Source organism: Stappia sp. MMSF_3263, assembly GCF_030733745.1.
In the GTDB taxonomy this organism is placed as follows: Bacteria; Pseudomonadota; Alphaproteobacteria; order Rhizobiales; family Stappiaceae; genus Stappia.
The window spans coordinates 153,755-177,912 of the sequence record NZ_JASHIK010000005.1 but is presented as its reverse complement, the minus strand read 5'-3'; the positions used below and the strand labels follow the sequence as shown (position 1 = coordinate 177,912).

Below are 24,158 nucleotides of genomic sequence, written 5' to 3'. Positions count from 1 at the left end.
TTCCGGTAGGTGTGTGGATCGACTGTAGCGGTCCTCCGCCACCACAAAAATTAGATAATTTATTGATTTATCAAGAAAAACTTGTATGCACGTTGCAAGCAGCTCCTACGAGAGCATAAGCCGTTGATTTTCTTTAGGATGGCTGTCGGGGGTTCAATGCAGGCCGCTACCAAAATGCATTCCTAGCAAACACATCGCCTTGACGGGCCACTCCGGCACCCTCCGAGTCCGCTGTACTGCCGCCTTTGCTGGCCCAGCGGTTGGCTGCGGGCAGGTGGCAAGTCCTGCTCCTAAGGCAGGAACCTGCCTCGTCAGATGATCTCGCCCTCCCCCTCGAAGGCATAGCCCTCGTCGGCCCAGCCGGTCATGCCGCCGATCATCACCTTCACCTTGCGGCCGAGGCTGGCGAGGCGGATCGCCGCCTTGTCGGTGCCGTTGCAATGGGGCCCGGCGCAATAGACGACGAACAGCGTTTCCGCCGGCCATTCGGCCATGCGCCGCTCGCTCATCTTGCCGACCGGCAGGCTGATCGCGCCGGGCACATGCGCCCGTCTGTAAGCCTGCGCGCCGCGCACATCGCACAGGACGAAGTCGGCCGTGCCGGCTGCCTGCGCCGCATGGACGTCGGCGCAGTCGGTCTCGAAGGCGAGGCGCTTGCGGTAATGCGCGAGCACGGCGTCTGCGCTGGCGGGGGCGATCTCGGTGACGGGACTGGACATGTCGAACCTCTTGCCTGGTTGCCTGCGGGATGGCGCCATCCTCGGCCGGCGCGGGGCTGGCCGCCAGTGGCAGAACGTCCTATGATCCGACACTTTCTGCCAAACGCACCGCCAAACGCACTACCGGACACCCCGCCTGATGACCGCACCGACGTCTCCCCCTATGGCCGGTCCGACGACTGGCCCGATGACTGGTCCGATGACAGGCCCGGCAACAGCCCCGCCCCTGGTCTGCACGCTTGCCTATGACGGGCTCTGCACCTTCGAATACGGCGTCGCCTGCGAGGTCTTCGGCCTGCCCCGGCCCGAGGCCGGGCCCGGCTGGTACCGGTTCCGCACCTGCGCCGCCGAGGACGGCCCGTTGCGCGCCGCCGGCGGCCTCTTCGTCTCGGTCGAGGCCGGGCTGGAGGCGCTGGAGGAAGCCGACCTCATCGTCGTGCCGGGCTGGCGCGGCATCGGCGAGCCGGTGCCCGCCCCGCTGGTCGAGGCGCTTCGCCGGCAGCACGCGCGCGGCGCGCGGCTGATGTCGCTGTGCTCCGGCGTTGCCGTGCTGGCCGCGACCGGCCTTCTCGACGGGCGGCGGGCGACCTCCCACTGGCGCTATCTGCCGGCGTTGAAGGACCGTTTTCCGAACATCCGCTTCGTCGAGGACACGCTCTATATCGACGAGGGCGACATCCTGACGGCGGCCGGCTCCGCCGCCGGCATCGACCTTTGCCTGCATGTGGTGCGCGGGGATTTCGGTGCCGGGCTCGCCAACGGCGTTGCCCGCCGGCTGGTGCTGCCCGCCCATCGCGACGGCGGCCAGGCGCAATTCGTCGTCGCCCCCGTGGCAAGTGTCCATGAAAGCGGCCGGCTCGGCCCGCTCTTCGACTGGATCCGGGCAAACCTCGGCGCACCGCTCGGGATCGACGCGCTGGCCCGGCGCGCGGGCATGAGCGAGCGGACGTTTCACCGCCGCGTGGTCGGCGCCACCGGGATGACGCCGGGCGCCTTCGTCCTGCAGGAGCGGCTGCGCGCCGCGCAAATGCTGCTGGAAATGCAGCCAAGCCGGCCGCTTGAGGACGTCTCGCTCGCCTGCGGCTTCGGTTCGGCCGACAGTCTCAGGCGGCAGTTCCGCGCGCGTTTCGGGGTGACGCCATCAAGCTATCGCAGGCGCTTCGGCGGCCCTGCCACACGCGGCCCGCACACCCTGTCCGGCCTCGCCTTTCGCGATCACCCGCCAGGCGAATAGATCAGCCCGACGACCGCCAGCGCGACCGCTGCGAACGTGGCGCTCAGGACAAGCACAAGCAGCACCGGACGGCCGCGACGGCCTTGCCGGGCCTCCTGCGGGGGTTTCTCGGTAGGAGCATCGTTCATTGAAAATTCGGTCCTCAGGCCGGGTTGGGACACGTTGGACCAACGCATCACGCCCTGACCGGTTCCCCGGCGCCGATCCGCTCAGGCACCGGCCTGCCCAGGCGCCGGCCCGCCCTCTCCTAAAACGGACATCCGGCCCGTTTTTTTCCTTTTCAGGCGCGCGCGGCTGTGGATTGCTCGGCGCATTGCAAACCGCAGGAGTTGTTCATGACCCTTGAAACATGGCTGGCCTTTTCCGCCGCCTCCTTCGTGCTTCTGGCCGTCCCCGGCCCGACCATCCTTCTGGTGGTGGCCTACGCGCTCGGTCACGGCCGCGCCGCCGCCTCGGCGACGGTGATCGGCGTCGCGCTTGGCGACCTCACCGCGATGACGGCCTCCATGCTGGGCCTCGGGGCGCTGCTGGCCACCTCGGCCACGCTCTTCACCGCGCTGAAATGGATCGGCGGCGCCTATCTCGTCTGGCTCGGCGTCAAGCTGTGGCGGGCGCCGGTCACGGTGGCCCCCGATGTCGAGCCCGACGCGCCGCGCGCGCCGGCCCTGCGCATTGCCCTGCACACCTATGCGGTGACGGCGCTCAACCCCAAGAGCATCGTCTTCTTCGTCGCCTTCCTGCCGATGTTCCTCGACACGGCGCAGCCGCTGCTGCCGCAGATGGCGATCCTGGAGGTGACGTTCATCGTGCTGGCCACGCTCAACGCCGCCGCCTACGGGCTGATGGCCACGCTTGTGCGCACCCGCATCCGCAAGCCCTCCGTGCGGATGTGGATCAACCGGGCCGGCGGTTCGATGATGATCGGCGCCGGTCTTCTGGCTATCGGCTGGCGGCGCGCCGCGGCGAGCTGAAATCCGAAGGGGCCGCCTGCCTTGTCCCCGCTCCTGTTTGAGCGCCTATTCTGGAACCCTGACCCGGAGCCTGTTCCGGCGCATGATCCGCCGGTACTGGACCGGATTGAGGGGCGTATAGGCGGCCGGAAAACGACAAAAGGCCCGGAAAGTCTGCCTTCCGGGCCTCTTGACGCGCAATTCGATGCGACAATCGCGAAAAATTTTCGCGCAATTCTTGCAAGATTCTGCGCGAAAATTGATTCAGGATCCGCCTACCACCACTTTGCCGGCTCGAACCGGCCGGCGGCCTCCTCGATCACATGGCCGAGCGTGTAGAGCGTCTCCTCGTCGAACGGACGACCGATCAGCTGCAGCCCGAGCGGCAGCCCGTCGCGGTTGAGGCCGGCCGGCACGGCAAGGCCCGGCAGGCCGGCCATGTTGACCGTCACGGTGAAGATGTCGTTGAGATACATCTGCACCGGATCGCCGCTGAAGGCGCCCGGCGCGAAGGCCGCGTCCGGCGTCGCCGGCGTCAGGATCGCGTCGACGCCCGCCTCGAAGGCAAGGTCGAAGTCGCGCTTGATCAGGGTGCGCACCTTCTGGGCGCGCAGGTAATAGGCATCGTAGTAGCCGGCGGAAAGCACATAGGTGCCGATCAGCACCCGCCGCTTCACCTCGGTGCCGAAACCGGCGGCACGGGTGTTTTCGTACATGTCGGCAATGTCTTCGCCAGGAACCCTCAAGCCGTAGCGCACGCCGTCATAGCGGGCCAGGTTGGACGAGGCCTCGGCCGGCGCGACGATGTAATAGGCCGGCAGAGCGTATTTCGTGTGCGGCAGGCTGATCTCGACGATCTCGGCACCCGCCGCCTTCAGCCACTCGATGCCCCTGGCCCACAGTGCGTCGACCTCCTCCGGCACGCCGTCGACCCGGTATTCGGCCGGGATGCCGATCTTCAACCCCTTGACCGAACGGCCGATCGCCGCCTCGTAGTCGGGCACGGCCATGTCGACCGAGGTCGTATCCTTGGGATCGCTGGAGGCCATCGAGCGCATCATGATCGCGTTGTCGCGCAGCGTCCGGGTGATCGGCCCGGCCTGGTCGAGCGAGGAGGCGAAGGCAACGACACCCCAGCGCGAGCAGCGCCCGTAGGTCGGCTTCATGCCGACCGTCCCGGTCAGCGCCGCCGGCTGGCGGATCGAGCCGCCCGTGTCGGTCGCGGTCGCGCCAAGGCACAGCGAGGCGGCAACGGCGGCGGCCGAACCGCCGGACGAGCCGCCCGGCACCAGCGCCTCGTTGGAGCCGGCGCGTCGCCACGGATTGACGACATTGCCGTAATGGGAGGTCTCGTTCGACGAGCCCATGGCGAATTCGTCCATGTTCAGCTTGCCGAGCATCACCGCGCCGTCCGCCCACAGGTTGGCGGTGACGGTCGATTCATACGGCGGCTTGAAGCCGTCGAGGATGTGGCTGCAGGCCTGGGTGTGGACGCCCTCGGTGGCGAACAGGTCCTTGATGCCGAGCGGGATGCCTTCCAGCGCCCCGCCCTCGCCCCGGGCGAGCTTCTCGTCAGAGCGCGCCGCCATCTCCCGTGCCCGCTCGGGCGTGACCGCGACATAGGCGTTGATCGAGGGATTGGCCGCCTCGATCGCCGAAAGATAGGCGTTCGTCAGCTCGCTCGCGCTGATCTCGCGCGCGGCAAGCCGGTCGCGGGCCTCTGCCAGGGTCAGTTTCGTCAGCTCGGTCATCTGGGTCGTCTCGCTGGGACTTAGGTCACGCTGGAATGGTCTGCGCCGCGCGCTCACGGCATGTCGTTGCGCCTGTCTCGCGCCCCGCGCGGCTCCCGTCAAGCCCGCAAGGTCTCGCCGGCCTCCGCCAGCGCCTTGCGATAGAAGACGGAAAAGGGCGTATCGGGATAATCGAGGACCGGCGGGCAGCGCGAAAAACCGCCCCGCTCATAGACCCGCCAGGCCGCGTGGTGCCGGTCGCCGGTCTCCAGCACCAGTTCGCGCAACCCCTCTTCGCGTGCCAGCGCCTCGACGCGGCCGAGAATCTCGCCACCGACGCCAAGCCCCCGCGCCGCCTCGCGGGTATACATCCGCTTCACCTCGCCGATGCCGCCGCCATGCCGGCGGAGCGCGCCGCAGCCCAGCGCCGCTCCGCTTTCCGGATCGCGGGCGACGAAGACGGTGGTGTCCGGAGCCGCCATCTCCTCGACGCTCATGTGATGGCAATGTTCGGGCGGCGACAGCGCGAGAAGAACGGTATTCAGCTCGCCGATCAGGCTCCGCATTTCGTCGCTGAGCGGGCTCTCGACACCCACCACGAAGGCCATGATCCTATTCCACGACCTTCGGGACCATGAAGAAATTGTCGTCGGAGGCCGGCGCGTTGCCCGTCACCTTGTCCGGATAGCCGCCATCGGTGACGGTGTCCTGACGCTTCTTCATCTCCTGCTTGACCACAGAGGTCATCGGCTCGACGCCCTCGACGTCGACCTCGTCAAGCTGCTCGACAAAGGCCAGGATCGTGTTGAGCTCGCCGGTCATCTTGCCGGCCTCGTCGTCCGTGACCTTGATCCGCGCCAGATGGGCGACGCGCTTCACCGTATCGATATCGACGGACATGCAGACTCTCCGAAAGGGATGTGGACCGGCTCGCGGCGCGGGCCGCCGGCCCGCTCCCACGGGCTATATCACCCGCGTCCTTCCACCTGCAAGGCACTGCCCACGATCTGGCCCGCGCTCAGGCGCAAATACGTCCGCCATCGCCGGCAGGCATCCCACGGGCACCGCTGACCAGACTGCGCAGCAGCCGGTCGTCGCCAAAGGCCCGGTCGACGCGACCGCCCCGCTCCTGACTTTCCTCCACGATCCGCCCCAGCCGCCAGCTCTGGCGGAAGATCACCGTCTCGCGCACCGTCCGTCCATCGATATCGACCCCGTCGAAGCGGCAGGCGAACTCCGCCATTTCCCGGGCCCGGTCGCAGACCAGATCGTCGACCGTGCCGCGCAGCATGGTGAAGCGGCGCAGCACCGGCATCATCTTGCGAAGCACCGCCTCGAGCCCGTCGGCAGCCAGCGAGCCATTGTCGTAGAGGCGGATGTCGGGCGCGAAATGCGCACGGGCCGCGCCGGCCAGATCCCCGCGCGACAGGGTCACGATGTAATCATCAAGGCGGGAACGAAACGGCAGCGCTTTCGCGCCGGAAACAAAGGGACGGACAATGTTGGTCATGGCTGCACCCGTTCTGGACAGATGAGAACATTACGTGAACATTTATCATCTGTCCAGCCGTTAAAGCGGCCTCTTTTGCGTCATTCCGGGCAGACGAAGCGCGAGCCGGAACCGGAAAAGCACGGTGTTTGCGGTGTCCTAGAAAGCGCCCCTGCCCCACTGCGATCACAATGATGATCGACATCCTCGCAAAGACATTGCCGACCGACAGTATTTTTCAGGCGCGGAGAGGCCGTTGCTCAAGAACGTGGTCATAGTCCTGCTGGCCCTAGGCCTGATTTCCGGGTTCCTCATTTTTCAGAAGAAGGTCTACCAAGCGAGCGTCGAGATTGCCGAGGCGCGCTGCGGCGAGATGATCAACGCGATGCCGGATCGCACCGACAGGACCGCATCCGGAACCTGCAAGCTCGTTCACCACGACATCTTCATGAGGCTGGAAATCGAGAACCGCCCGGACATCGTCATGTCCTGCTGGCTCGACCAGGGGTTCTGGGGACCCTCCCTGCCGTCCGATTGCGAAATCCAGAAAACCCGCGCGGACTAGCACCACGGCAGAACCTCGACCGAGAGGCCCTCGACTCTCCGATCCCTGCTCCCCGGCTGCGCCTGCGGCCGGGAGGACGAAGGGAGAGGGCTGGACGCGAGGTGGCGCGCGAAAAGGGGATGCAGCCCTCGCCGACATGTCCTCGCCCCCGGAGGCTGCGCGTCACGCGGGTCCGCAGACGTTCATCTCCGAGCCGGTCGCGGCAGGCGAGAACCGTCACCCCGGCTGCGGTGGCCATTGGATCCCCGGTCAAGCCGGGGATGACATCCTGCGTGTGCGGCTTCGGGCGAGGCACTCTCGCCCCCCCCCCCGCGTGCCCCGCCTCAGACCTCCAGCGATCCGCCCGGCGCCGTCACCTTCACGCGCGAGCCCTGGTCGCCCATCTCGGCGACGAAGGCATCCGCCGACTGGTCGAGGATCGGGAACGTGCCGTAGTGGCAGGGGATGACCGTGTCGAAGTCGAAATAGCGGCGGCAGGCGAGCGCGGCCGTGCGCGCGCCCATGGTGAAGCGGTCACCGATCGGCACGATGCCGACCTTCGGCGCATGGAGCTCATTGACCAGTGCCATATCGCCGAAAATGTCGGTGTCGCCCATGTGGTAGAGCACCGGCTGGTCCTTGGCCCGCACGACAATGCCGTTCGGCTGGCCCATATAGACCGGCGGCCAGCCGTCGGCGAGCGACGACGAGGTGTGGTGCGCCTGGGTAAGCGAGACCGCGAACGGGCCGACATCGACGGTGCCCCCGCAGCCCATCGGGTTGATGTTCTCGTGCCCCTGTGACTGCGCCCACATGGCGATTTCGAAATTCGCCGTGACCTGCGCGCCGGTCGCCCTGGCGATGGCGATCGTGTCGCCGATATGGTCGTCATGCCCGTGTGTCAGCAGGATATGGGTCACCCCTTCGCTCGCCTGCTCGACGCTCATGTCGGCGGGAAAGGACGGGTTTCCGGAAAGGAACGGGTCGATGAGGATCGTCGCTCCGGGAATTTCGACGCGAAAGGCGGCGTGGCCAAGATGGGTGATCTTCATTGCATTGCCTCAAGGTTTTCGGGTTTGCCCCGGGAGCCGCTCCCGCAGCGTGAATGTCCGGTGGGAATCTAGCCGCCTGTGCGGCGAGGGCAATCCCGCGATCTGTTCGCCCGCGCATCGCCGTGCTAAAGCCGGAAGATGGCCCACGATCCGCTCCTGTCGCACGAAGATTTCGCCGCTGTCCTGCCCCCGGGGCGCCGGCTGCTCGGCCTCGATCTCGGCACCAAGACGATCGGCCTGGCGCTTTCGGATCTCGGGCGCGGCATCGCCTCGCCGCTGGAGACCATCCGCCGGAAGAAGTTCGGTCTCGACGCGGCCCTCCTTCTGCAAGTCTGCGCCAAACACGAAATCTGCGGCCTGGTCATCGGGCTGCCGCTGAACATGGACGGCTCGGAAGGTCCACGCGTCCAGGCCACCCGCTCGTTTACCCGCAACCTGGCTCCCCTGACGGACCTGCCGATGACCGCCTGGGACGAGCGCCTGTCGACGGCCGCCGTCACCCGCACGCTGATCGAGGCCGACCGTTCGCGCGCGCGCCGCGCGGAACTGGTCGACAAGATGGCCGCGGCCTTCATCCTCCAGGGCTATCTCGACCGTCTCGCCCATCTGGCGCGCAGCGCACAGCAACGGGACCCCTCGCCGTGAACGGAATTCTCAACGCGCTCGTTCCGGTGCTCTTCGTCATTGCCGCCGGCCATGTCGTTGCCCGCATGGGGCTCATCACCGGCGACCAGTGGCGCGGCATCGAGAAGATCGCGTATTTCCTGCTGTTCCCCGCCATCATCATCTCGACCGTCGCCCGCACCGACTTCATGGCCATTCCCGCCTTCGAGATGAGTGCCGCCCTGGTCCTGTCCATCTTCGCGATGACGGCCCTTGCGCTTGCGCTTCAACCGCTCCTGAAACGCAGCTTCGGCATCGACGGCCCGCGCTTTTCATCCGTGTTCCAGGGGGCGACGCGCTGGAACACCTTCGTCGCGCTGGCCATCGCCGACGAGTTGCTGGGCGCCGACGGCGTCGCCCTGCTGGCGGTTGCCGTGGTGGCGATGATCCCGCTGCTCAACATCATCAACGTGCTTGTGCTGTCGCGTTTCGCCAGCGGCGAGGCGCCGGGCGCCGCCAAGATCGCGCTCGACCTCGTCCGCAACCCGCTGATCTGGTCGACCGCCGTGGGGCTTGCGATCAACGTGACCGGCCTGCCGCTGCCGCGCTTCGCCTGGTCGACGCTGGAGATCCTCGGCAGCGCGGCCCTGCCCATCGGCATCGTCTGCGTCGGCGCCGGGCTCAACCTGGGCTCCCTGCGCCGACCCGGGCCCGCATTGACGAGCGCGACCATCCTCAAGCTCGCCGTCATGCCGCTCTTCGGCTTTCTCTTCGCCACCCTGATCGGCGTGCATGGCCCCGCCTTCACGGCGGTGATGATCGCCATGTCGGTGCCCTCCGCCGGCAACGCCTACCTGCTCGCTCGCCAGATGGGAGGCGACGCGCCGCTGATGGCCGAGATCCTTACACTGCAGACACTGGTCGCGGCCGTCTCCATGCCGCTTGTCCTCCTCATCGCCGTTTAGGGCGTGACGGTGGAGAAGCGTTCTCCGCACTTGAGCCCCTGGCCCGCAGCGCCTATAGGGTAGGCTTTAATGAGCACACCGACCTCTCCTCTCGCGGAGCTTTATCCGCACCGTCATCTTCTTGGCATCGAGGGCCTGCAGCCCCACGAGATCACCGCCCTTCTCGACAGGGCGGAAGCCGCCGTCGAGATCAGCCGGCAGGTGGAAAAGAAGAAAGCCGTCCTTCGCGGCCGGACCCAGATCAACCTCTTCTTCGAGGCCTCGACGCGGACGCAGTCGTCCTTCGAGATCGCCGGCAAGCGGCTTGGCGCGGACGTCATGAACATGTCGGTCTCCTCGTCCTCGGTGAAGAAGGGCGAGACGCTGATCGACACGGCCGCGACGCTGAACGCGATGCATCCCGACATCATCGTCGTACGCCATCACGCGGCGGGCGCGGTGCACCTTCTGGCGCAGAAGGTCGGATGCTCGGTCGTCAATGCCGGCGACGGCGCCCACGAGCACCCCACCCAGGCGCTGCTCGACGCGCTGACCATCCGCCGCCACAAGGGCGGCATCGCCCGGCTGACGGTGGCGATCTGCGGCGACATCCTGCATTCGCGCGTCGCCCGGTCCAACATCATCCTGCTCAACGCGCTCGGCGCAAGGGTGCGGGTCGTCGCCCCTTCCACGCTGCTGCCCAACGGCATCGCCCAGATGGGCGTCGAGGTGTTCCAGGACATGCGCGCGGGCCTTGCCGGCGCCGACATCGTCATGATGCTGCGGCTTCAGCGCGAACGCATGGCCGGCTCCTTCATTCCCTCCGTGCGCGAGTATTTCCGCTACTACGGCCTCGACCGGGACAAGCTCGACAGCGCCAAGCCGGATGCGCTCGTCATGCATCCCGGTCCGATGAACCGGGGCGTGGAGATCGATCCGGAGATCGCCGACGGCCCGCAAAGTCTGATCCGCGAGCAGGTCGAGATGGGCGTTGCCGTGCGGATGGCGGTTCTCGAGGCGCTCGCCGCCCACCTGCCGAACAACTGAGGAGGACGACCATGGCGGCGACCCCGACCCCGATCCTTCTTGCCAACGCCCGCGTCATCGACCCGGCCAGCGGTATCGACGAACAGGGCTCCGTGCTGCTGGTCGACGGCCGCATCGCGGCCGCCGGAACCGCCGCGCTCAACCAGGGCGCCCCGGAAGGCACGCAGGTGATCGACGTGGCCGGCGCGGTCGTTGCGCCCGGGCTGATCGACATCGGCGTCACCGTCGGCGAACCCGGTGGCGAACACCGCGAGACGCTGGCAAGCGCCAGCCAGGCGGCAGCCGCCGGCGGCGTCACGACGATTGTCACCTCGCCCCAGACCGATCCCGTCATCGACGATCCGGCCCTGGTCGACTTCATCCTGCGGCGTGCCCGCGACACGGCCGTGGTCAATGTCCACCCACTCGCCGCGCTGACCAAGCATCTGGGCGGCGAGGAGATGAGCGAGATCGGCCTGCTGCGCGAGGCCGGAGCCGTCGGGTTTTCCAACGGCCATCGCTCGGTCACCCATTCCGGCATGATGCGGCGGCTGCTGACCTATGCCCGCGACTTCGACGCGCTGGTGATGCACCACACGGAGGATCCGGACCTTGCCGGCGCGGGCGTCATCAACGAGAGCCTATCGGCGAGCTGGAAGGGCCTTCCCTCCAGCCCGCGCGAGGCCGAGATCATCATGGTCGAGCGGGACCTGCGCCTCGCCGCGCTGACCCGTGGCCGCTATCACGCACAGACCGTCTCCTGCGCCGACAGCGCCGCCGCCGTCGGTCGCGCGAAGGAAAATGGCCTCGACGTCACCTGCGGCATCTCGATCAATCACCTGGCGCTCAACGAAAACGACATCGGCCCCTACCGGACCTTCTTCAAGATGTCGCCGCCGCTGCGCGCCGAGGAAGAACGCCTGGCCATGGTCGCGGCGCTCGCCGCCGGCACGATCGATGTCATCGTTTCCAATCACGATCCGCAAGATGTCGAGACCAAGCGCCACCCCTTCGCGGAAGCCGCCGACGGCGCCATCGGCCTGGAAACCCTGCTGGCGGCCGGGCTGCGCCTGGTGCATGCCGGCGACGTGCCACTCCCGACCCTGCTGGCGGCCATGACCTGCAATCCCGCCCACCGCCTCGGCCTTCCGGGGGGATGTCTTGCCAAAGGCGCTCCGGCGGATATCGTCGTCTTCGACCCGGACCGGCCCTGGGTTCTCGACAAGGCCCGTATCCGCTCGCGCTCGAAGAACACGCCCTTCGAGGACGCGCGGTTTTCCGGGCAGGTCCTCCAGACCATCGTTGCGGGACGGATCGTCTCGTCCTAGGATTGCACCACGATCACAACCGGAGGCTGCGCGTGCCCGACCCGATCAGCTGGAGCCTGGCCCTGCCCTATTTCCTCGCAGCCCTCGTTTTTGGCTACCTGCTGGGCTCCATTCCCTTCGGCCTTGTCATCACCCGGCTTGCCGGCGAAGGAGACATTCGCAAGATCGGCTCCGGCAATATCGGCACGACCAATGTTCTGCGCACCGGAAAGAAGCATCTCGCGGCGCTGACGCTTCTCGGCGACATGCTGAAGGGCACACTCGCCGTGCTGGTCGCCGGACGCTTCGGGGGACCGGACATCATGGTCATGGCCGGCCTCGGCGCCTTTCTCGGCCATCTCTTTCCGGTCTGGCTGAAGTTTCGCGGCGGCAAGGGCGTCGCCACCTATCTCGGCATCCTGCTCGGCCTGTTCTGGCCGGCAGCCCTTGCCTTCGCCGTCGTCTGGATCGGCGTCGCCCTCGTCTCCCGCTATTCCTCGCTCTCGGCCCTGATCGCCAGCCTCGCCACCCCGCTCCTGCTCTACTTCGTCTTCGACCGGGTGCAGTTCGCCGAGCTGATGGGGCTCCTGTCGCTGATCCTCTGGGCCAAGCATCACGAGAATATCGGACGTCTTCTCAAGGGCACCGAAGGCCGCATCGGATCCAAGGGATGACCTCGGAGCGATCCGAAGCGGGGCGCGGCCGCGTCCTGACGGATCGCCAGCGGCTTGCCTGGCTGCGCCTCATCCGCTCCGAGAATGTAGGCCCGATCACCTTTCGCGAACTGATCAACCATACCGGCTCGGCGGAAGCCGCGCTCGCCGCGCTGCCCGAGCTTTCCCGCAAGGGCGGCAAGAGAACCATCCGCGTCGCATCGCAAGCCGACGCGGAAGAAGAGACCGCGGCGCTGGCACGTCTCGGCGGGCGCTTCCGCGCATTGGGTGAATACGGGTACCCGCCGCTGCTGCGCCATGTCGACGGGGCGCCGCCGCTGATCGCCGTGCTCGGCTCCGACGACCGCCTCGCGCAGGACGACGCCATCGCCATGGTCGGCGCCCGCAACGCCTCGCTCGCCGGGCAGAAGATCGCGACCGAGATCGCCAGTCATCTATCGTCAGCCGGTTACACGATCGTCTCGGGCCTTGCCCGCGGGATCGATGCGGCCGCCCATCGCGCCGCCCTTGCCGGTGGCACCCTGGCCGTCCTCGCCGGCGGCGTCGATGTCGTCTATCCGCCGGAAAACCGGGACCTTTACCGGGATATCGCCGAGCGTGGCGGCGCCATCGTCAGCGAGATGCCGTTCGGCTGGAAGCCTCGTGCCCGCGATTTTCCGCGCCGCAACCGCCTGATTTCGGGCATGTCGCTTGCAACCGTCCTGATCGAGGCGGCGCGCGCCTCCGGATCGCTGCACACGGCCCGCTTCGCCGCCGAGCAGAGCCGCGAGGTCTTCGTCGTTCCCGGATCGCCGCTCGATCCGCGCTCCGAAGGCGGCAACCGCCTCATTCGCGACGGCGCAACGCTGGTCGCCAGCGGCCAGGACGTGCTGGAAAGCCTCGGCCCCCGCCGGTCGCTCGGCGATCCGGTCATACCGCTGGATATCGCCGAACCGGCCACTCCCGACCATCGGCCTCGTCCGCCGAGCGTCGACAACACGGCAAGAGACAGGGTTCTTGCTGCACTCGGCGGTTCGCCGGTGGAGGTCGACGAGGTCATTCGCCACACCGGCGTCGAGGCGCGCATCGTCCACGTCATCCTGCTGGAACTCGAGCTTGCCGGTCGGCTTGAGCGCCACCGCGGCCAGAAGATCAGCCTGATCGACAGCCGCTGACCGCCGGGCGGACTTTCATACGAAAAATCATATCGTTACAGATCTCCAAGCGGGTTCGCCAAGTCCGATCGGCATCGCCGTTCCCGGGCACAGCGCTCGCCGTCACGTCTTCACCGGGAACACAAACAACTCGAATAGCCCCAACACCTACCCGGAGTTGAGGTTGCGGTTGCATAAAATACAACCAAATTTTTGGGTGTCGCGGAGATCGCGCAGACACCGTGCAACTTCCGCTAGGAACACAACCTCAGGTAAAATTCACCTTTGCGCGACCTTTTCCGCGGTCGCATGCTCGATGTCGGCATGTCGGTCGAAAGCCTCGACGCGTGCCATCTCAAGTAAATATGCCAAGAAATCCAATTCATTATGAGACGCCAGATCCCTCAATTCCCGGCATATCTGGGCACAGTAGCGCGCGGCTTCGGAGCGGTCCTTGTGGGATTCGATCGGCATTTCGTGACCCGATAATTGGCCGATTTTGACGGCTGGCGAAAGTTATACAACCTTTAGTTTTCTACAATCATACTACACGTTAAAAACGACTGGTTGCAAGGTAGCCCTTCGATTTTCAGTTGTCGCCAATCGGACGGGTGAAGGCGCCTCGCGATCCTTTCCATGACCGACGAAAAGCGCGGCGCGCGCGCCGATCCGCTCATCCGCGAGAGGATGCCGGGCCTCGTCCGGCGACTTGCGGGAGCGGAATTGTTCCCGCTGCGTCCGCCATCCGCAGGACAATCGGCCGCCTGTGCGTCCTGCAGCCCTTGACCCGTCCCGCGGGAAAGGTCATTTGACAGCGGCCATGCAATTGGGGGATCGTCCCGCGTCAGTCGCGCATGCTGGTCAAAATTGTACCGCCGCTCCGCCGGAGTGGAGCGCCCGTGTTCCTTTTGGGGTCTCATGAATATCGTCATCGTGGAATCGCCGGCCAAGGCCAAGACAATCAACAAGTATCTTGGCTCGGACTATCAGGTCCTTGCCTCCTATGGCCATGTCCGCGACCTCCCCGCAAAGGACGGGTCCGTCCTTCCGGACGACGACTTCGCCATGACATGGGATGTGGACGCCAAGTCCCAGAAACGCCTCAACGACATCGTTCGCGCCGTGAAAGGCGCCGACCGCCTTATTCTCGCCACTGACCCCGACCGCGAGGGAGAGGCCATTTCCTGGCACGTGCTCGAGGTGCTCCGGCAGAAGAAGGCGCTGAAGGACATGCCGGTCCAGCGCGTGGTCTTCAATGCCATCACCAAGAAGTCCGTGCTCGATGCGATGGCCAACCCGCGCGACATCGACGAACCGCTGGTCGATGCCTATCTTGCCCGCCGCGCGCTCGACTATCTCGTCGGCTTCACCCTGTCGCCGGTCCTCTGGCGCAAGCTGCCGGGCGCCCGCTCCGCCGGGCGCGTCCAGTCGGTCGCGCTGCGTCTCGTCTGTGACCGGGAAGCGGAAATCGAGCGCTTCGTGCGCCAGGAATACTGGTCGGTGCTTGCCAACCTGCAGACCTTGGCCGGCGCCGCCTTCCAGGCACGCATCGCGACCTTCGAGGGCAAGAAGCTCGGGCGCCTCGACATTGCCAACGAGGAACAGGCGGAAAAGATCGCCACCCTCCTGCGCCACGCGACACTGACCGTCGCCAGTGTCGAGTCCAAGCCGCAACGCCGCCATCCGGCCGCCCCCTTCACCACCTCCACGCTGCAACAGGAGGCTTCGCGCAAATACGGCTTCGCCGCCGCCCGCACGATGCAGGTCGCGCAGAAGCTCTATGAGGGCGCGGATATCGGCGGCGAGACCGTCGGCCTCATTACCTATATGCGAACCGACGGCGTGCAGATCGCCGGCGAGGCCATCGCCTCCGCGCGAAAGGTGATCGGCAAGGACTACGGTCCCGAATACGTGCCGGAAAAACCGCGCCATTATTCCTCCAAGGCAAAGAACGCCCAGGAGGCGCACGAGGCCATCCGGCCGACCGACCTGACCCGGCGCCCGCGCGACGTCGCCCGCTATCTCGATCCGGACGCGGCCCGCCTTTACGAGCTCGTCTGGAAGCGCACCATCGCCTCGCAGATGGAATCCGCCGTCCTGGAGCGGACCACGGCCGATATCGACGCCAGGGCGCCCTCCGGCGCCGCGGTCCTGCGCGCCACCGGGCAGGTGGTCCGGTTCGACGGTTTCCTGTCCCTCTACCAGGAGGGCCGCGACGACGAGGAAGACGAGGACAGCCGCCGGCTCCCGGCGATGGAGGCGGGCGAGGCCATCAGCCGCCAGTCGGTCGAGACCGCCCAGCACTTCACCGAGCCCCCTGCCCGCTTCACCGAGGCAACGCTCGTCAAGAAGATGGAAGAGCTCGGCATCGGTCGCCCGTCGACCTACGCCTCGACGCTGCAGACCCTGCGCGACCGCGAATACGTCAATCTCGACGGAAAGCGCCTCGTCCCGGAGGACAAGGGCCGCCTGGTCACGGCTTTCCTGGAGAGCTTTTTCGACCGCTATGTCGAATTCGACTTCACCGCCGCGCTTGAAGAAAAGCTCGACCGCATCTCCGCCGGCGAATTGTCGTGGAAGGACGTCTTGCGCGATTTCTGGAAGGAATTCTCCAACACCGTTCACGAGATCAAGGATCTGCGCGTATCGGAGGTGCTGGAGGCGCTCAACGAGATGCTCGCCGCCCACGTCTTCCCGGACGCGGGCACCGGCGAGGATCCGCGCAAGTGTCCGGCATGCGGCACCGGCCGCCTGTCGTTGAAGGTCAGCCGTTTCGGCGCCTTCGTGGGCTGTTCCCACTACGACAAGGAAAAACTCGAGGGCAAGGTTCCCAACGAGAACCCGCCCCATTGCGGGTACACGCGGCAGCTGTCCGCCGGGAACGGCGATGGCGACACCGAGATCGCCGACGGCCCGAAACTGCTTGGCCAGGATCCGGAGACCGGTCTCGACGTCACCCTGCGCTCGGGCCGGTTCGGCCCCTATGTGCAGCTCGGCGAGGAAGCCAAGCCCAAGCGTTCGTCCCTGCCGCGCGGATGGCAGGCGTCCGAGATGGACCTGGACAAGGCCCTTCAGCTCCTGTCGCTCCCGCGTGACGTCGGTCCGCATCCCGAAGACGGCAAGATGATCTCCGCCGGTATCGGCCGCTACGGTCCCTTCGTCCTGCACGAAGGCACCTATGCCAATCTGGAAAGCGCCGAAGAGGTGTTCTCGGTCGGCATCAACCGTGCGGTCGACGCGCTTGCCGAAAAGCGCGCCAAGGGCGCCCGCGGCCGCGCCACCGCGGCCCCGCTGAAGGAACTGGGCGAGCATCCCGACGGCGGCGCGATGACCGTCCAGGACGGACGCTACGGCCCTTACGTGAAATGGGCGAAGGTCAACGCCACCCTGCCCAAGGGAAAGGACCCGCTCACCATCACGGTTGAGGAAGCGGTCGAGCTCGTCAACGCCAAGGCCGCGAAATCCGGCAAGGCTCCGGCGAAAAAGGCGGCCGCGAAAAAGCCCGCGGCCAAGAAGGCTGCTGCGAAGAAGCCGGCGGCCAAGAAAGCAGGCACAACCAAGACGGCATCGAAGAAGACGGCCGCGACCACGGATGGCGGCTCTTGAGCGCAAAGGGTCCCAAACGTCCGCCCGCAGCCAAAAAGGGCGCCAAGGCAAAGGGCAGTGCCGAACTCCCGAGCCGCGACGAGATCATGGCCTTCGTCGCCGCCAATCCGGCAATGGCCGGCAAACGCGAGATCGCCCGTCATTTCGGTATCACCGGCGGTGCCCGCATCTACCTGAAGCGCCTGCTGCGCGAGATGGCCGATGACGGCCTGCTGGAAAAGCGCCAGAAGAAACTGGCCCGCCCCGGCGACCTGCCGCCCGTGCTTGTCGTACACGTGAGCGGCCGCGACGCGGACGGCGAACTGGTCGCCGAGCCGGCCAGCTGGGACGCGGAGGAGCACGGCGCACCGCCGAAGATCCTCGTGGTCCCCGATCGCAAACGCTCCGAAACGCGCGCGCCCGGTCTTGGCGACCGCCTGCTGATCCGCCTGTCCTCCGACGATCCGGGCGCCGAAGCGACCCGTGCGGGACGCATCGTGAAGCTGCTCGAGCGGCAGGCGGCAAGCGTGCTGGGCATCCTGCGGCAATCGGGAAACCGAACCTTCCTGGAGCCGATTGATCGACGCCAGAAGGAGATGGACATTGACACAAGCGACCTGAAGGACGCCGTCGACGGCGACCTCGTCTCGGTCGCCATCGCCCGTTCCGGCCGCTACGGCCTGCCCCGCGGCAGGATCGACAAGCGCATCGGCGCGATGCATTCGGAAATGGCGGTCTCCGAGATCGCTCTGCACACGCATGGCATTCCGCACAGCTTTCCCGACCGCGTGATCGAGGCGGCGGAGAGCGCCAGGCCGGCGACGCTGAAGGGGCGCGAGGACTGGCGCAAGCTGCCGTTGATCACGATCGACCCGGCAGATGCCAAGGACCATGACGACGCCGTTCATGCCGAGCCGGACACCGACCCGGCCAATCCGGACGGCTATGTCGCGACCGTCGCCATCGCCGATGTCGCCTATTACGTGCGTCCGGGCGAGCCGCTCGACCGGGAAGCCCATCTGCGCGGCAATTCCGTCTATTTTCCCGATCGCGTCATCCCGATGCTGCCGGAAGCCCTGTCGAACGGCCTGTGTTCGCTCAAGGAAGGCGAGGACCGGCCGGCCCTGGCCGTGCGCATGGTCTTCGACGCCAAGGGCAACAAGCTGCGCCACAGTTTCCACCGGGTGATGATGCGCTCGGCGGTCAAGCTTTCCTATCAGCAGGCCCAGGGCGCCATCGATGGCAGCTCGCAGGACGTGTCGCAGGCCGTCCTGGAGGACATTCTCAAGCCTCTCTGGGCGACCTATGCCTGTCTGAAACGCGGGCGGGATGCCCGCGAACCGCTCGATCTCGACCTGCCCGAGCGCAAGATCCGGCTGAAGCCCGACGGCACCGTCGAGGGTGTCTATACGCCCGAACGCCTCGATGCGCACAAGCTGATCGAGGAGTTCATGATCCAGGCCAATGTCGCGGCGGCCGAGACCCTGGAAAAGGCCGGCGTGCCGCTGCTGTACCGGGTGCACGATGCCTCCAGCCCGGAGAAACTCGAGGCGCTCAAGGAATTCCTGTCGACCCTGGGCGTCCGGCTCGCCGCCAGCGGCGGGCTGCGTCCTTCCGCCTTCAACACGATCCTGCACAAGGTCGCGGGCACGCCTGAAGCGGAACTGGTCAACCAAGTGATTCTGCGCAGCCAGGCCCAGGCGGAATATTCGCCGCAGAACATTGGCCATTTCGGTCTCAACCTGCGCCGCTACGCGCATTTCACCTCGCCGATCCGCCGCTATGCCGACCTCATCGTCCATCGCGGCCTGATCCGCGCCCTGGCGATCGGCGATGACGGCCTTCCCGACGGCATGGAGACGAAGCTGGAGGCAATCGGCGCCGACGTGTCGGCCGCCGAGCGCCGCGCCATGCTCGCCGAGCGCGACACTGTCGACCGGCTGATCGCGCTGTGGCTCGCCGACCAGGTCGGCGCCCGGTTCGCCGGCCGCATCTCCGGCGTCGTCAAGTCCGGCCTGTTCGTACGCCTCGACGACACCGGCGCCGACGGCTTCGTGCCCGCCTCGACCATCGGCGACGACTATTACCATTACGACGAATCGTCGCATTCGATGAGCGGCCGAACCACCGGGGAAACCTTCGCTTTGGGCGACCGCGTCGAGGTGCGACTGGTCGAAGCAGCCCCCTATGCGGGCGCCCTGCGGTTTGAACTTTTGAGCGAAGGTCACTATCACAAGCGAAAGAGTGCGCGCGAGCGCACGATCTCGCGCAACCGCAAGCACGCTCGCGGCGGTGGCGCCGGCCGTGCCGGAAAGTCCGGCAGCCCCCCGAAAGGACGGCGCAAATGACTGTGACCTACGCTGGTACCGCCGGCATCGGCGGCCCCGCCACCCCCGCTCCCGTGGCCGCGAAGCCCCGGCGCGACGTCGCCCGCGCGATGCTGCTCGGCGCCAAGGGCCTGTGCCCCAACTGCGGCACCGGCCGCCTATACGGCAAGTACCTCAAGGTCGAGCCGGTCTGCGCATCCTGCGGCGAGGAACTTCACCACCACCGCGCCGACGACGCCCCGCCCTATTGCACGATCTTCGTCGTCGGCCACGTCGTGCTGCCGATCGCGCTGGCCGTCGAGGTGATGATGGTGCCTCCCATGTGGGTCCATTTCGTGCTCTGGCTGCCGCTCATCGTCGCGATGACGCTGTTCTGCCTGCCGCCGATCAAGGGCGCGCTGATCGGCCTGCAATGGGCCAACTACATGCACGGGTTCGATCCCAACGCGATCGGCGACGACGAGCCGGGCATCGATTTCGGCGGCGACGGCAAACCCGCATGAGCGAGAATCTCGTGCAACGCCTCTCCCAGGCCGAGCGTCACATGAACAACCCGAACCTGCGGCCGAAGGATGCGGCGACACTGCTGGTTCTCGACCGCAGCGGCGGCGGCAGCCCGCGCGTCCTGATGGGCCGCCGGCACATGCGCCACCGCTTCATGCCGGGCATGTTCGTGTTTCCCGGCGGCCGGGTCGATCCGGCCGACAGCCGCATTCCGGTGACCGGCAGCTATCATCCGGAAGTGGCGCGCAAGCTCACCCATGCCATGAAGGCTCCCAAGACCGAGGCGCGCGCGCGCGCCTTCACGGTGGCGGCCGTGCGCGAGACCTACGAGGAAGCCGGTGTGCTGGTCGGGACCCCCAACGATCTTGCCTGGCAGGGCAAGGACGACATGGCGGCGTTTTCCGAGCGCCGCCTGCTGCCCGACCTGACGCCGGTGCGCCTGATCGCCAGGGCCATCACCCCGCCTCGCCGACCGCGGCGCTTCGACACAAGGTTCCTTGCCGTGTTCGCGGATGCCATCGCCGACCGTCTGCCCTCCGGCACCGGCCCGTCCGGCGAGCTGGAAGACGTCCACTGGCTGTCGCTGGACGATGCAAAGGCACTGGAGCTGCCGACCATCACACTGACAATCATCGAGGAATTGCAGGCGCGCCTGGCCATCGATCCGGATCTCGACCCGGCAACACCGGTGCCCTACTACTACTGGCGCGGCTCGGGATTTGTACGCGAGGAAATCTGACGCCGAATGCGTGCGGCAGGCCGGCGATCCCGCTTGACTTTGGGCGCGCGAAACGTATGGTGCGCGCTCAGTTTCCAAAGAATACCCGGTGGAGCGTCTTCTCCGAATCTTACGGAGCCTCCGACGTACGGCCGGACACCAGTGCAAGGACAAGAACGATGGCCAAGGCGAACACCATCAAGATCAAGTTGCTGTCGACCGCCGACACCGGCTTCTTCTATGTGACGAAGAAGAATTCCCGCACGATGACCGAGAAGATGGTCAAGCGGAAGTACGACCCGGTCGCAAAGAAGCATGTCGAGTTCCGCGAAGCCAAGATCAAGTAAGATCCGGGCTTCCCGCTGACGACAGAGACAGAGGCTCCTTCGGGAGCCTTTTTCGATTCTGCTCGCCTGTGCGGCCGGAAACCGGGCGCGGTGCCCACGCCTCTTGAGCGGCAGGCAGGCAGCATGACAAGGCGCCGAATATCGGGCCTGAGAGTATCGGATTTGCTGGAAGAAAAGAGGCGATCGGCGTCCCTGCCGGGCTTACACGAGGAGGCCACTCCAACCCGCGGGACGCCGATCAAACCCACGGTGTCAGGAGATGCGGCGGACCTGAACCTTCCGTGGGAATCTGCCCGGATTGGCCGCTGACGCAGCACGCTTCCGGGTCGCACGACGATATTCCGAAGCGAAACATCACCGTTCTTTCATCGGCAGACTACCCAAAGCGCCTTTCGAATCAATAGACCGACGCATTTTGTTAAGAATTTATTTTCCTTTTATGTAAATGAATTCGGTTAACGGTCCGAACGCGCAACATTCTTGCTCAAGTACCGTGATTTCCTTGCCTGAATCCTCCCTGCCTTCGGCAACACCCGTGCTCGACCACGCGTGCGGCGGGGCCTTTGCCGGCGTGCTGCCGACGCGCCGCACCCAGGAACAGCCGCTCTGGCCTTTTGGCCCGCCCTGGCCTGCCGCCGCAGTGCCGGTTTCTCCCCGCTGCCATTGCACTCCCCACCGCACTGCCTTTAAACAGGGCGTGCCCCCTCGGCCGACCCGGCCTTTTCACGCTCATTCAGTTTCATGGATTTCGACAATGAAGCCCTGGATTTATGTTGTCTCCGTCGTTCTTGGCGCGCTTCTTCTCGCCGGCTGCGAGACGGTTTCCAAGGAACAATGCGTCGCCGGCGACTGGTCGGAACTGGGACGTGCCGATGCGGCGCAGGGACATCCTTCTTCCCGTTTCGAGGATGTCGCCAAGGATTGCGGCCGCCACGGCATCACCCCGGACCCGCAGGCCTATCTGGCCGGATGGAACTCGGGCGTCCTGCTGTATTGCACGCCGATGAACGGGTTCGGTCTCGGCCGCCAGAACCGGCCGGTTTCTCCCATCTGCCCGCCCCATCTTGCTGGTGAAGTGGAAGACGCGCACAGGCTCGGCACGCGCATCTGGGTGGCACGCGACCGTGTCGAGCGGCTCGAACGGCGCATTTCCGACCGTGACCGGCAGATCGACAAGCTTCGTTCGGATCTCGACAGGCTCGACTGCCGCAGCCTCAAGGGCGACGAGCGGGCCGATTGCCGCGACCGGCGCAACGACCTGCGCCAGAAAATGCAGGATGCCCGCTTCGATCTGCAGAGCGCCCGTTTCGAGCTGAACGACCGCCGGCGCGACTACGAACTGACGCTGGCACGGGTCGACCGCGAGGCCGCCCGCACGATCCCCGGATACGTGCCGCAATAAGGATCTGAAGGCCGGAACCCCTTCGCCTTCCGGCGAAGGCCCATCCGGCAGTCGGGTGCCGGCCTATCCGCTCAGTGCGGCCCTGTCGGACCCGGCATGTGTCGCCGGCGGCTGAGGGGCCGAGGCCTTGCGGTCCCGCGCCACCTTGTTGCGCCCGGCGCCCTTGGCCTCGTAAAGCGCCTGGTCGGCCCTTTTGATCATCGCTTCGCCATTGTCGTCCCGGCCCGCGAACCCGGCGACGCCGATGCTGACGGTCACCAGCATCTCGTCCTGCGAGGGCAGCGCGAAGGCTTCCGCCTCGATCAGCTTGCGCAGGCGCTCGGCAACGCCTTCCGCCGTGTCCAGCGTGGTTTCCGGCATCAGGATGACGAACTCCTCGCCGCCGTAGCGGCAGGCCATGTCGAGGCTGCGTGTGTGCGCCCGCAAGCGCCGCGCCACTTCGCGGATCACCCGGTCGCCGGCATCGTGCCCGTGAAGATCGTTGATGCGCTTGAAGTGGTCGATATCGATGATCAGCACCGACAGCGGCAGCTCCGCCTCGCGTGCCTGCCTCACGAGGCTGACAAGGTGGGTCTCCAGATAGCGTCGATTGCGCAGGCCCGTGAGCGGATCGGTGATCGCCATCGCGATGGTCTGCTCCACATCCGCCGCCAGCCGGTCATTGCCCCGTTTGCGGCTGATCTGCGACCGCACCCGCAGCAGCAACTCCGTCCGCTCGACCGGACGCAGGACATAGTCGTTGACGCCCAGCTCCAGCGCCCGCGTCGTGCGGGCGGTATCGTCGGGATCGGCGACAAGAACGATCGGCACCAGCCGCGTGCGCTCCAGCGCGCGAAGCTGCGATACGAGCCGCAGGGCGTCGTATGAGGCAAGGCCGAGATTGATCAGGATCGTGTCATAGGACTTTTCCGCCGCCGCGATCAGCCCTTGCGGCGCCGTGCCCTCTATGTCGACGATGCAGTCCCGTCCGAGCGCCTCCACCAGCCGTGAACTGGAGGACGGCCGGTCATCGACGAGCAGCAGCCGCGCCTCCTCCTCCCCCGAAGGATCGAAGGGCGTCGTCAGGCCGAGCCGCGAGCCTGTCTGGGCCCTCAGCCGCAATTCGTCGGTGACGCGTTTCAGCGCCACCAGGTTCTTCACCCGCGCCACCAGCGCCACGTCGTTGACCGGCTTGGTCAGGAACTCGTCGGCTCCCGCACGCAGGCCCTGGATCCGGTCGTCGGTCCGGTCCAGCGCGGTGATCAGGATGACGGGGATATGAGCGCTGCGCGGGTCGGACTTGATGCGGCGGCAGACCTCGAAACCGTCGAGGCCCGGCATCATCACGTCGAGCAGGACGATGTCGCACGGCCAGGACGCGATCAGCGCGAGCGCCTCCTCGCCATTGGCGGCGGAACGGACATCGAAATACTCCGCGCCAAGCCGGGCTTCCAGAAGTCTTACATTCGCCTTGACGTCGTCGACAACGAGTATGCGCCCGCTCATGCCTCCGCCTGTTTGTCAGTCGCCCAGATAGGAACGAACGGTTTCGAGAAACTTCGCGACCGAGATCGGCTTGGAGATATAGGCCTCGCAGCCCCCCTGCCGGATTCGTTCCTCATCGCCCTTCATCGCGAAAGCGGTGACGGCGATGACGGGAATGGTCTTGAGGTCGTCGTCTTCCTTGATCCATTTCGTGACCTCGAGGCCCGACACTTCCGGCAACTGGATATCCATCAGGATCAGCTGCGGGCGATGCTCGCGCGCAAGCTCCAGCGCCTCCATGCCCGTGCGGGTCTGGAGCGTCTGGTAGCCATGCGCTTCCAGGAGGTCATGAAACAGCTTCATGTTGAGTTCGTTATCCTCAACAATCAGCACGGTCTTAGCCATA

General features: G+C 66.3%; 25 protein-coding genes. 15 read left to right on the top strand and 10 right to left on the bottom strand.

Going from position 1 to position 24,158, the window contains the following annotated elements; all coding sequences use genetic code 11:
* Positions 1-311: 311 nt before the first annotated feature.
* A complete protein-coding gene (locus RBB46_RS08145; RefSeq protein ID WP_306028425.1) occupies positions 312-719 on the bottom strand; it encodes a rhodanese-like domain-containing protein in 408 nt (135 codons plus the stop codon).
* 187 nt (positions 720-906) lie between these two features.
* On the opposite strand from RBB46_RS08145, the gene ftrA reads away from it, so the two are divergent.
* Positions 907-1,953 carry a transcriptional regulator FtrA gene (gene ftrA / locus RBB46_RS08140; protein ID WP_306028424.1) on the top strand — a complete coding sequence of 349 codons (1,047 nt, stop codon included), beginning with the start codon at positions 907-909 and terminating at the stop codon, positions 1,951-1,953.
* Here the strand turns inward: ftrA and RBB46_RS08135 are convergent.
* Positions 1,935-2,081, bottom strand: coding sequence for a hypothetical protein (locus tag RBB46_RS08135; RefSeq protein ID WP_306028422.1), 147 nt, complete (start codon positions 2,079-2,081; stop codon positions 1,935-1,937). The genes ftrA and RBB46_RS08135 overlap by 19 nt on opposite strands.
* Before the next feature lie 207 nt (positions 2,082-2,288).
* Between RBB46_RS08135 and RBB46_RS08130 the strand changes: the two genes are divergently transcribed.
* A complete protein-coding gene (locus RBB46_RS08130) occupies positions 2,289-2,924 on the top strand; it encodes a LysE family translocator (protein WP_306028421.1) in 636 nt (211 codons plus the stop codon).
* A 254-nt stretch (positions 2,925-3,178) separates the two neighbouring features.
* Here RBB46_RS08130 and gatA read toward each other — a convergent pair whose 3' ends face one another.
* The 4 genes from gatA to RBB46_RS08110 form a co-directional block, all read right to left on the bottom strand.
* Positions 3,179-4,654, bottom strand: coding sequence for an Asp-tRNA(Asn)/Glu-tRNA(Gln) amidotransferase subunit GatA (gene gatA, locus RBB46_RS08125; RefSeq protein ID WP_306028419.1), 1,476 nt, complete (start codon positions 4,652-4,654; stop codon positions 3,179-3,181).
* A 98-nt stretch (positions 4,655-4,752) separates the two neighbouring features.
* Positions 4,753-5,241 (bottom strand): GNAT family N-acetyltransferase, encoded by a 489-nt coding sequence (locus tag RBB46_RS08120; RefSeq protein ID WP_306028418.1) that lies wholly within the window; start codon positions 5,239-5,241, stop codon positions 4,753-4,755.
* Between the two features lie 4 nt (positions 5,242-5,245).
* Positions 5,246-5,533 carry an Asp-tRNA(Asn)/Glu-tRNA(Gln) amidotransferase subunit GatC gene (gene gatC / locus RBB46_RS08115; RefSeq protein ID WP_306028416.1) on the bottom strand — a complete coding sequence of 96 codons (288 nt, stop codon included), beginning with the start codon at positions 5,531-5,533 and terminating at the stop codon, positions 5,246-5,248.
* Positions 5,534-5,651: 118 nt separating this feature from the next.
* A complete protein-coding gene (locus RBB46_RS08110; RefSeq protein ID WP_306028415.1) occupies positions 5,652-6,143 on the bottom strand; it encodes a nuclear transport factor 2 family protein in 492 nt (163 codons plus the stop codon).
* 235 nt (positions 6,144-6,378) lie between these two features.
* On the opposite strand from RBB46_RS08110, the gene RBB46_RS08105 reads away from it, so the two are divergent.
* Entirely contained in the window at positions 6,379-6,687 is a 309-nt protein-coding gene (locus tag RBB46_RS08105) for a hypothetical protein (protein WP_306028414.1), read from the top strand.
* A 323-nt stretch (positions 6,688-7,010) separates the two neighbouring features.
* On the opposite strand, the gene RBB46_RS08100 is transcribed toward RBB46_RS08105, so the two are convergent.
* On the bottom strand, positions 7,011-7,718 hold the full coding sequence (locus tag RBB46_RS08100; RefSeq protein WP_306028412.1) for a metal-dependent hydrolase: 708 nt from the start codon (positions 7,716-7,718) through the stop codon (positions 7,011-7,013).
* 138 nt (positions 7,719-7,856) lie between these two features.
* On the opposite strand from RBB46_RS08100, the gene ruvX reads away from it, so the two are divergent.
* The 6 genes from ruvX (at position 7,857) to dprA (ending at position 13,426) form a co-directional block, all read left to right on the top strand.
* Complete coding sequence (ruvX, locus tag RBB46_RS08095; RefSeq protein ID WP_306028410.1) at positions 7,857-8,363, top strand: Holliday junction resolvase RuvX; 507 nt, start codon at positions 7,857-7,859, stop codon at positions 8,361-8,363.
* Entirely contained in the window at positions 8,360-9,286 is a 927-nt protein-coding gene (locus tag RBB46_RS08090; protein WP_306028409.1) for an AEC family transporter, read from the top strand. The genes ruvX and RBB46_RS08090 overlap by 4 nt, the downstream gene beginning before the upstream one ends.
* Positions 9,287-9,355: 69 nt before the next feature.
* Entirely contained in the window at positions 9,356-10,312 is a 957-nt protein-coding gene (locus RBB46_RS08085) for an aspartate carbamoyltransferase catalytic subunit (protein ID WP_306028408.1), read from the top strand.
* 11 nt (positions 10,313-10,323) lie between these two features.
* Positions 10,324-11,619, top strand: coding sequence for a dihydroorotase (locus tag RBB46_RS08080; protein WP_306028407.1), 1,296 nt, complete (start codon positions 10,324-10,326; stop codon positions 11,617-11,619).
* Between the two features lie 32 nt (positions 11,620-11,651).
* Positions 11,652-12,272, top strand: coding sequence for a glycerol-3-phosphate 1-O-acyltransferase PlsY (plsY, locus tag RBB46_RS08075; protein ID WP_306028406.1), 621 nt, complete (start codon positions 11,652-11,654; stop codon positions 12,270-12,272).
* Positions 12,269-13,426 (top strand): DNA-processing protein DprA, encoded by a 1,158-nt coding sequence (gene dprA, locus RBB46_RS08070; protein ID WP_306028405.1) that lies wholly within the window; start codon positions 12,269-12,271, stop codon positions 13,424-13,426. The genes plsY and dprA overlap by 4 nt, the downstream gene beginning before the upstream one ends.
* 258 nt (positions 13,427-13,684) lie before the next feature.
* Here dprA and RBB46_RS08065 read toward each other — a convergent pair whose 3' ends face one another.
* Complete coding sequence (locus RBB46_RS08065; RefSeq protein WP_306028403.1) at positions 13,685-13,879, bottom strand: hypothetical protein; 195 nt, start codon at positions 13,877-13,879, stop codon at positions 13,685-13,687.
* A gap of 444 nt (positions 13,880-14,323) precedes the next feature.
* Between RBB46_RS08065 and topA the strand changes: the two genes are divergently transcribed.
* The 6 genes from topA to RBB46_RS08035 all read left to right on the top strand — a co-directional run bounded on the left by topA (position 14,324) and on the right by RBB46_RS08035 (position 22,288).
* Positions 14,324-17,011, top strand: a complete 2,688-nt coding sequence (gene topA / locus RBB46_RS08060; protein WP_306028401.1) for a type I DNA topoisomerase — start codon at positions 14,324-14,326, stop codon at positions 17,009-17,011.
* Positions 17,008-19,338, top strand: a complete 2,331-nt coding sequence (gene rnr, locus RBB46_RS08055; protein WP_306028400.1) for a ribonuclease R — start codon at positions 17,008-17,010, stop codon at positions 19,336-19,338. The genes topA and rnr overlap by 4 nt, the downstream gene beginning before the upstream one ends.
* A complete protein-coding gene (locus RBB46_RS08050) occupies positions 19,335-19,820 on the top strand; it encodes a DUF983 domain-containing protein (protein ID WP_306028399.1) in 486 nt (161 codons plus the stop codon). Before rnr ends, RBB46_RS08050 begins: the two co-directional genes overlap by 4 nt.
* Entirely contained in the window at positions 19,817-20,560 is a 744-nt protein-coding gene (locus RBB46_RS08045) for an NUDIX hydrolase (protein WP_306028397.1), read from the top strand. Before RBB46_RS08050 ends, RBB46_RS08045 begins: the two co-directional genes overlap by 4 nt.
* A gap of 158 nt (positions 20,561-20,718) precedes the next feature.
* Positions 20,719-20,886, top strand: a complete 168-nt coding sequence (rpmG, locus tag RBB46_RS08040) for a 50S ribosomal protein L33 (RefSeq protein ID WP_306028395.1) — start codon at positions 20,719-20,721, stop codon at positions 20,884-20,886.
* A 754-nt stretch (positions 20,887-21,640) separates the two neighbouring features.
* Positions 21,641-22,288 (top strand): DUF2799 domain-containing protein, encoded by a 648-nt coding sequence (locus RBB46_RS08035; RefSeq protein ID WP_306028394.1) that lies wholly within the window; start codon positions 21,641-21,643, stop codon positions 22,286-22,288.
* A 63-nt stretch (positions 22,289-22,351) separates the two neighbouring features.
* Here the strand turns inward: RBB46_RS08035 and RBB46_RS08030 are convergent, their stop codons facing one another.
* Positions 22,352-23,773 (bottom strand): PleD family two-component system response regulator, encoded by a 1,422-nt coding sequence (locus RBB46_RS08030; RefSeq protein ID WP_306028392.1) that lies wholly within the window; start codon positions 23,771-23,773, stop codon positions 22,352-22,354.
* A gap of 15 nt (positions 23,774-23,788) precedes the next feature.
* On the bottom strand, positions 23,789-24,157 hold the full coding sequence (locus RBB46_RS08025) for a response regulator (protein ID WP_067216017.1): 369 nt from the start codon (positions 24,155-24,157) through the stop codon (positions 23,789-23,791).
* Between the last annotated feature and the right edge of the window lies 1 nt (position 24,158).

What these genes read in the sequence shown, in the direction of transcription:
- RBB46_RS08145 (WP_306028425.1), bottom strand. Translation starts at nt 719, where the DNA reads ATGTCCAGTCCCGTCACCGAGATCGCCCCCGCCAGCGCAGACGCCGTG.
- ftrA (WP_306028424.1), top strand. Translation starts at nt 907, where the DNA reads ATGACTGGTCCGATGACAGGCCCGGCAACAGCCCCGCCCCTGGTCTGC.
- RBB46_RS08135 (WP_306028422.1), bottom strand. Translation starts at nt 2,081, where the DNA reads ATGAACGATGCTCCTACCGAGAAACCCCCGCAGGAGGCCCGGCAAGGC.
- RBB46_RS08130 (WP_306028421.1), top strand. Translation starts at nt 2,289, where the DNA reads ATGACCCTTGAAACATGGCTGGCCTTTTCCGCCGCCTCCTTCGTGCTT.
- gatA (WP_306028419.1), bottom strand. Translation starts at nt 4,654, where the DNA reads ATGACCGAGCTGACGAAACTGACCCTGGCAGAGGCCCGCGACCGGCTT.
- RBB46_RS08120 (WP_306028418.1), bottom strand. Translation starts at nt 5,241, where the DNA reads ATGGCCTTCGTGGTGGGTGTCGAGAGCCCGCTCAGCGACGAAATGCGG.
- gatC (WP_306028416.1), bottom strand. Translation starts at nt 5,533, where the DNA reads ATGTCCGTCGATATCGATACGGTGAAGCGCGTCGCCCATCTGGCGCGG.
- RBB46_RS08110 (WP_306028415.1), bottom strand. Translation starts at nt 6,143, where the DNA reads ATGACCAACATTGTCCGTCCCTTTGTTTCCGGCGCGAAAGCGCTGCCG.
- RBB46_RS08100 (WP_306028412.1), bottom strand. Translation starts at nt 7,718, where the DNA reads ATGAAGATCACCCATCTTGGCCACGCCGCCTTTCGCGTCGAAATTCCC.
- ruvX (WP_306028410.1), top strand. Translation starts at nt 7,857, where the DNA reads ATGGCCCACGATCCGCTCCTGTCGCACGAAGATTTCGCCGCTGTCCTG.
- RBB46_RS08085 (WP_306028408.1), top strand. Translation starts at nt 9,356, where the DNA reads ATGAGCACACCGACCTCTCCTCTCGCGGAGCTTTATCCGCACCGTCAT.
- RBB46_RS08080 (WP_306028407.1), top strand. Translation starts at nt 10,324, where the DNA reads ATGGCGGCGACCCCGACCCCGATCCTTCTTGCCAACGCCCGCGTCATC.
- dprA (WP_306028405.1), top strand. Translation starts at nt 12,269, where the DNA reads ATGACCTCGGAGCGATCCGAAGCGGGGCGCGGCCGCGTCCTGACGGAT.
- RBB46_RS08065 (WP_306028403.1), bottom strand. Translation starts at nt 13,879, where the DNA reads ATGCCGATCGAATCCCACAAGGACCGCTCCGAAGCCGCGCGCTACTGT.
- topA (WP_306028401.1), top strand. Translation starts at nt 14,324, where the DNA reads ATGAATATCGTCATCGTGGAATCGCCGGCCAAGGCCAAGACAATCAAC.
- RBB46_RS08050 (WP_306028399.1), top strand. Translation starts at nt 19,335, where the DNA reads ATGACTGTGACCTACGCTGGTACCGCCGGCATCGGCGGCCCCGCCACC.
- RBB46_RS08045 (WP_306028397.1), top strand. Translation starts at nt 19,817, where the DNA reads ATGAGCGAGAATCTCGTGCAACGCCTCTCCCAGGCCGAGCGTCACATG.
- rpmG (WP_306028395.1), top strand. Translation starts at nt 20,719, where the DNA reads ATGGCCAAGGCGAACACCATCAAGATCAAGTTGCTGTCGACCGCCGAC.
- RBB46_RS08035 (WP_306028394.1), top strand. Translation starts at nt 21,641, where the DNA reads ATGAAGCCCTGGATTTATGTTGTCTCCGTCGTTCTTGGCGCGCTTCTT.
- RBB46_RS08030 (WP_306028392.1), bottom strand. Translation starts at nt 23,773, where the DNA reads ATGAGCGGGCGCATACTCGTTGTCGACGACGTCAAGGCGAATGTAAGA.
- RBB46_RS08025 (WP_067216017.1), bottom strand. Translation starts at nt 24,157, where the DNA reads ATGGCTAAGACCGTGCTGATTGTTGAGGATAACGAACTCAACATGAAG.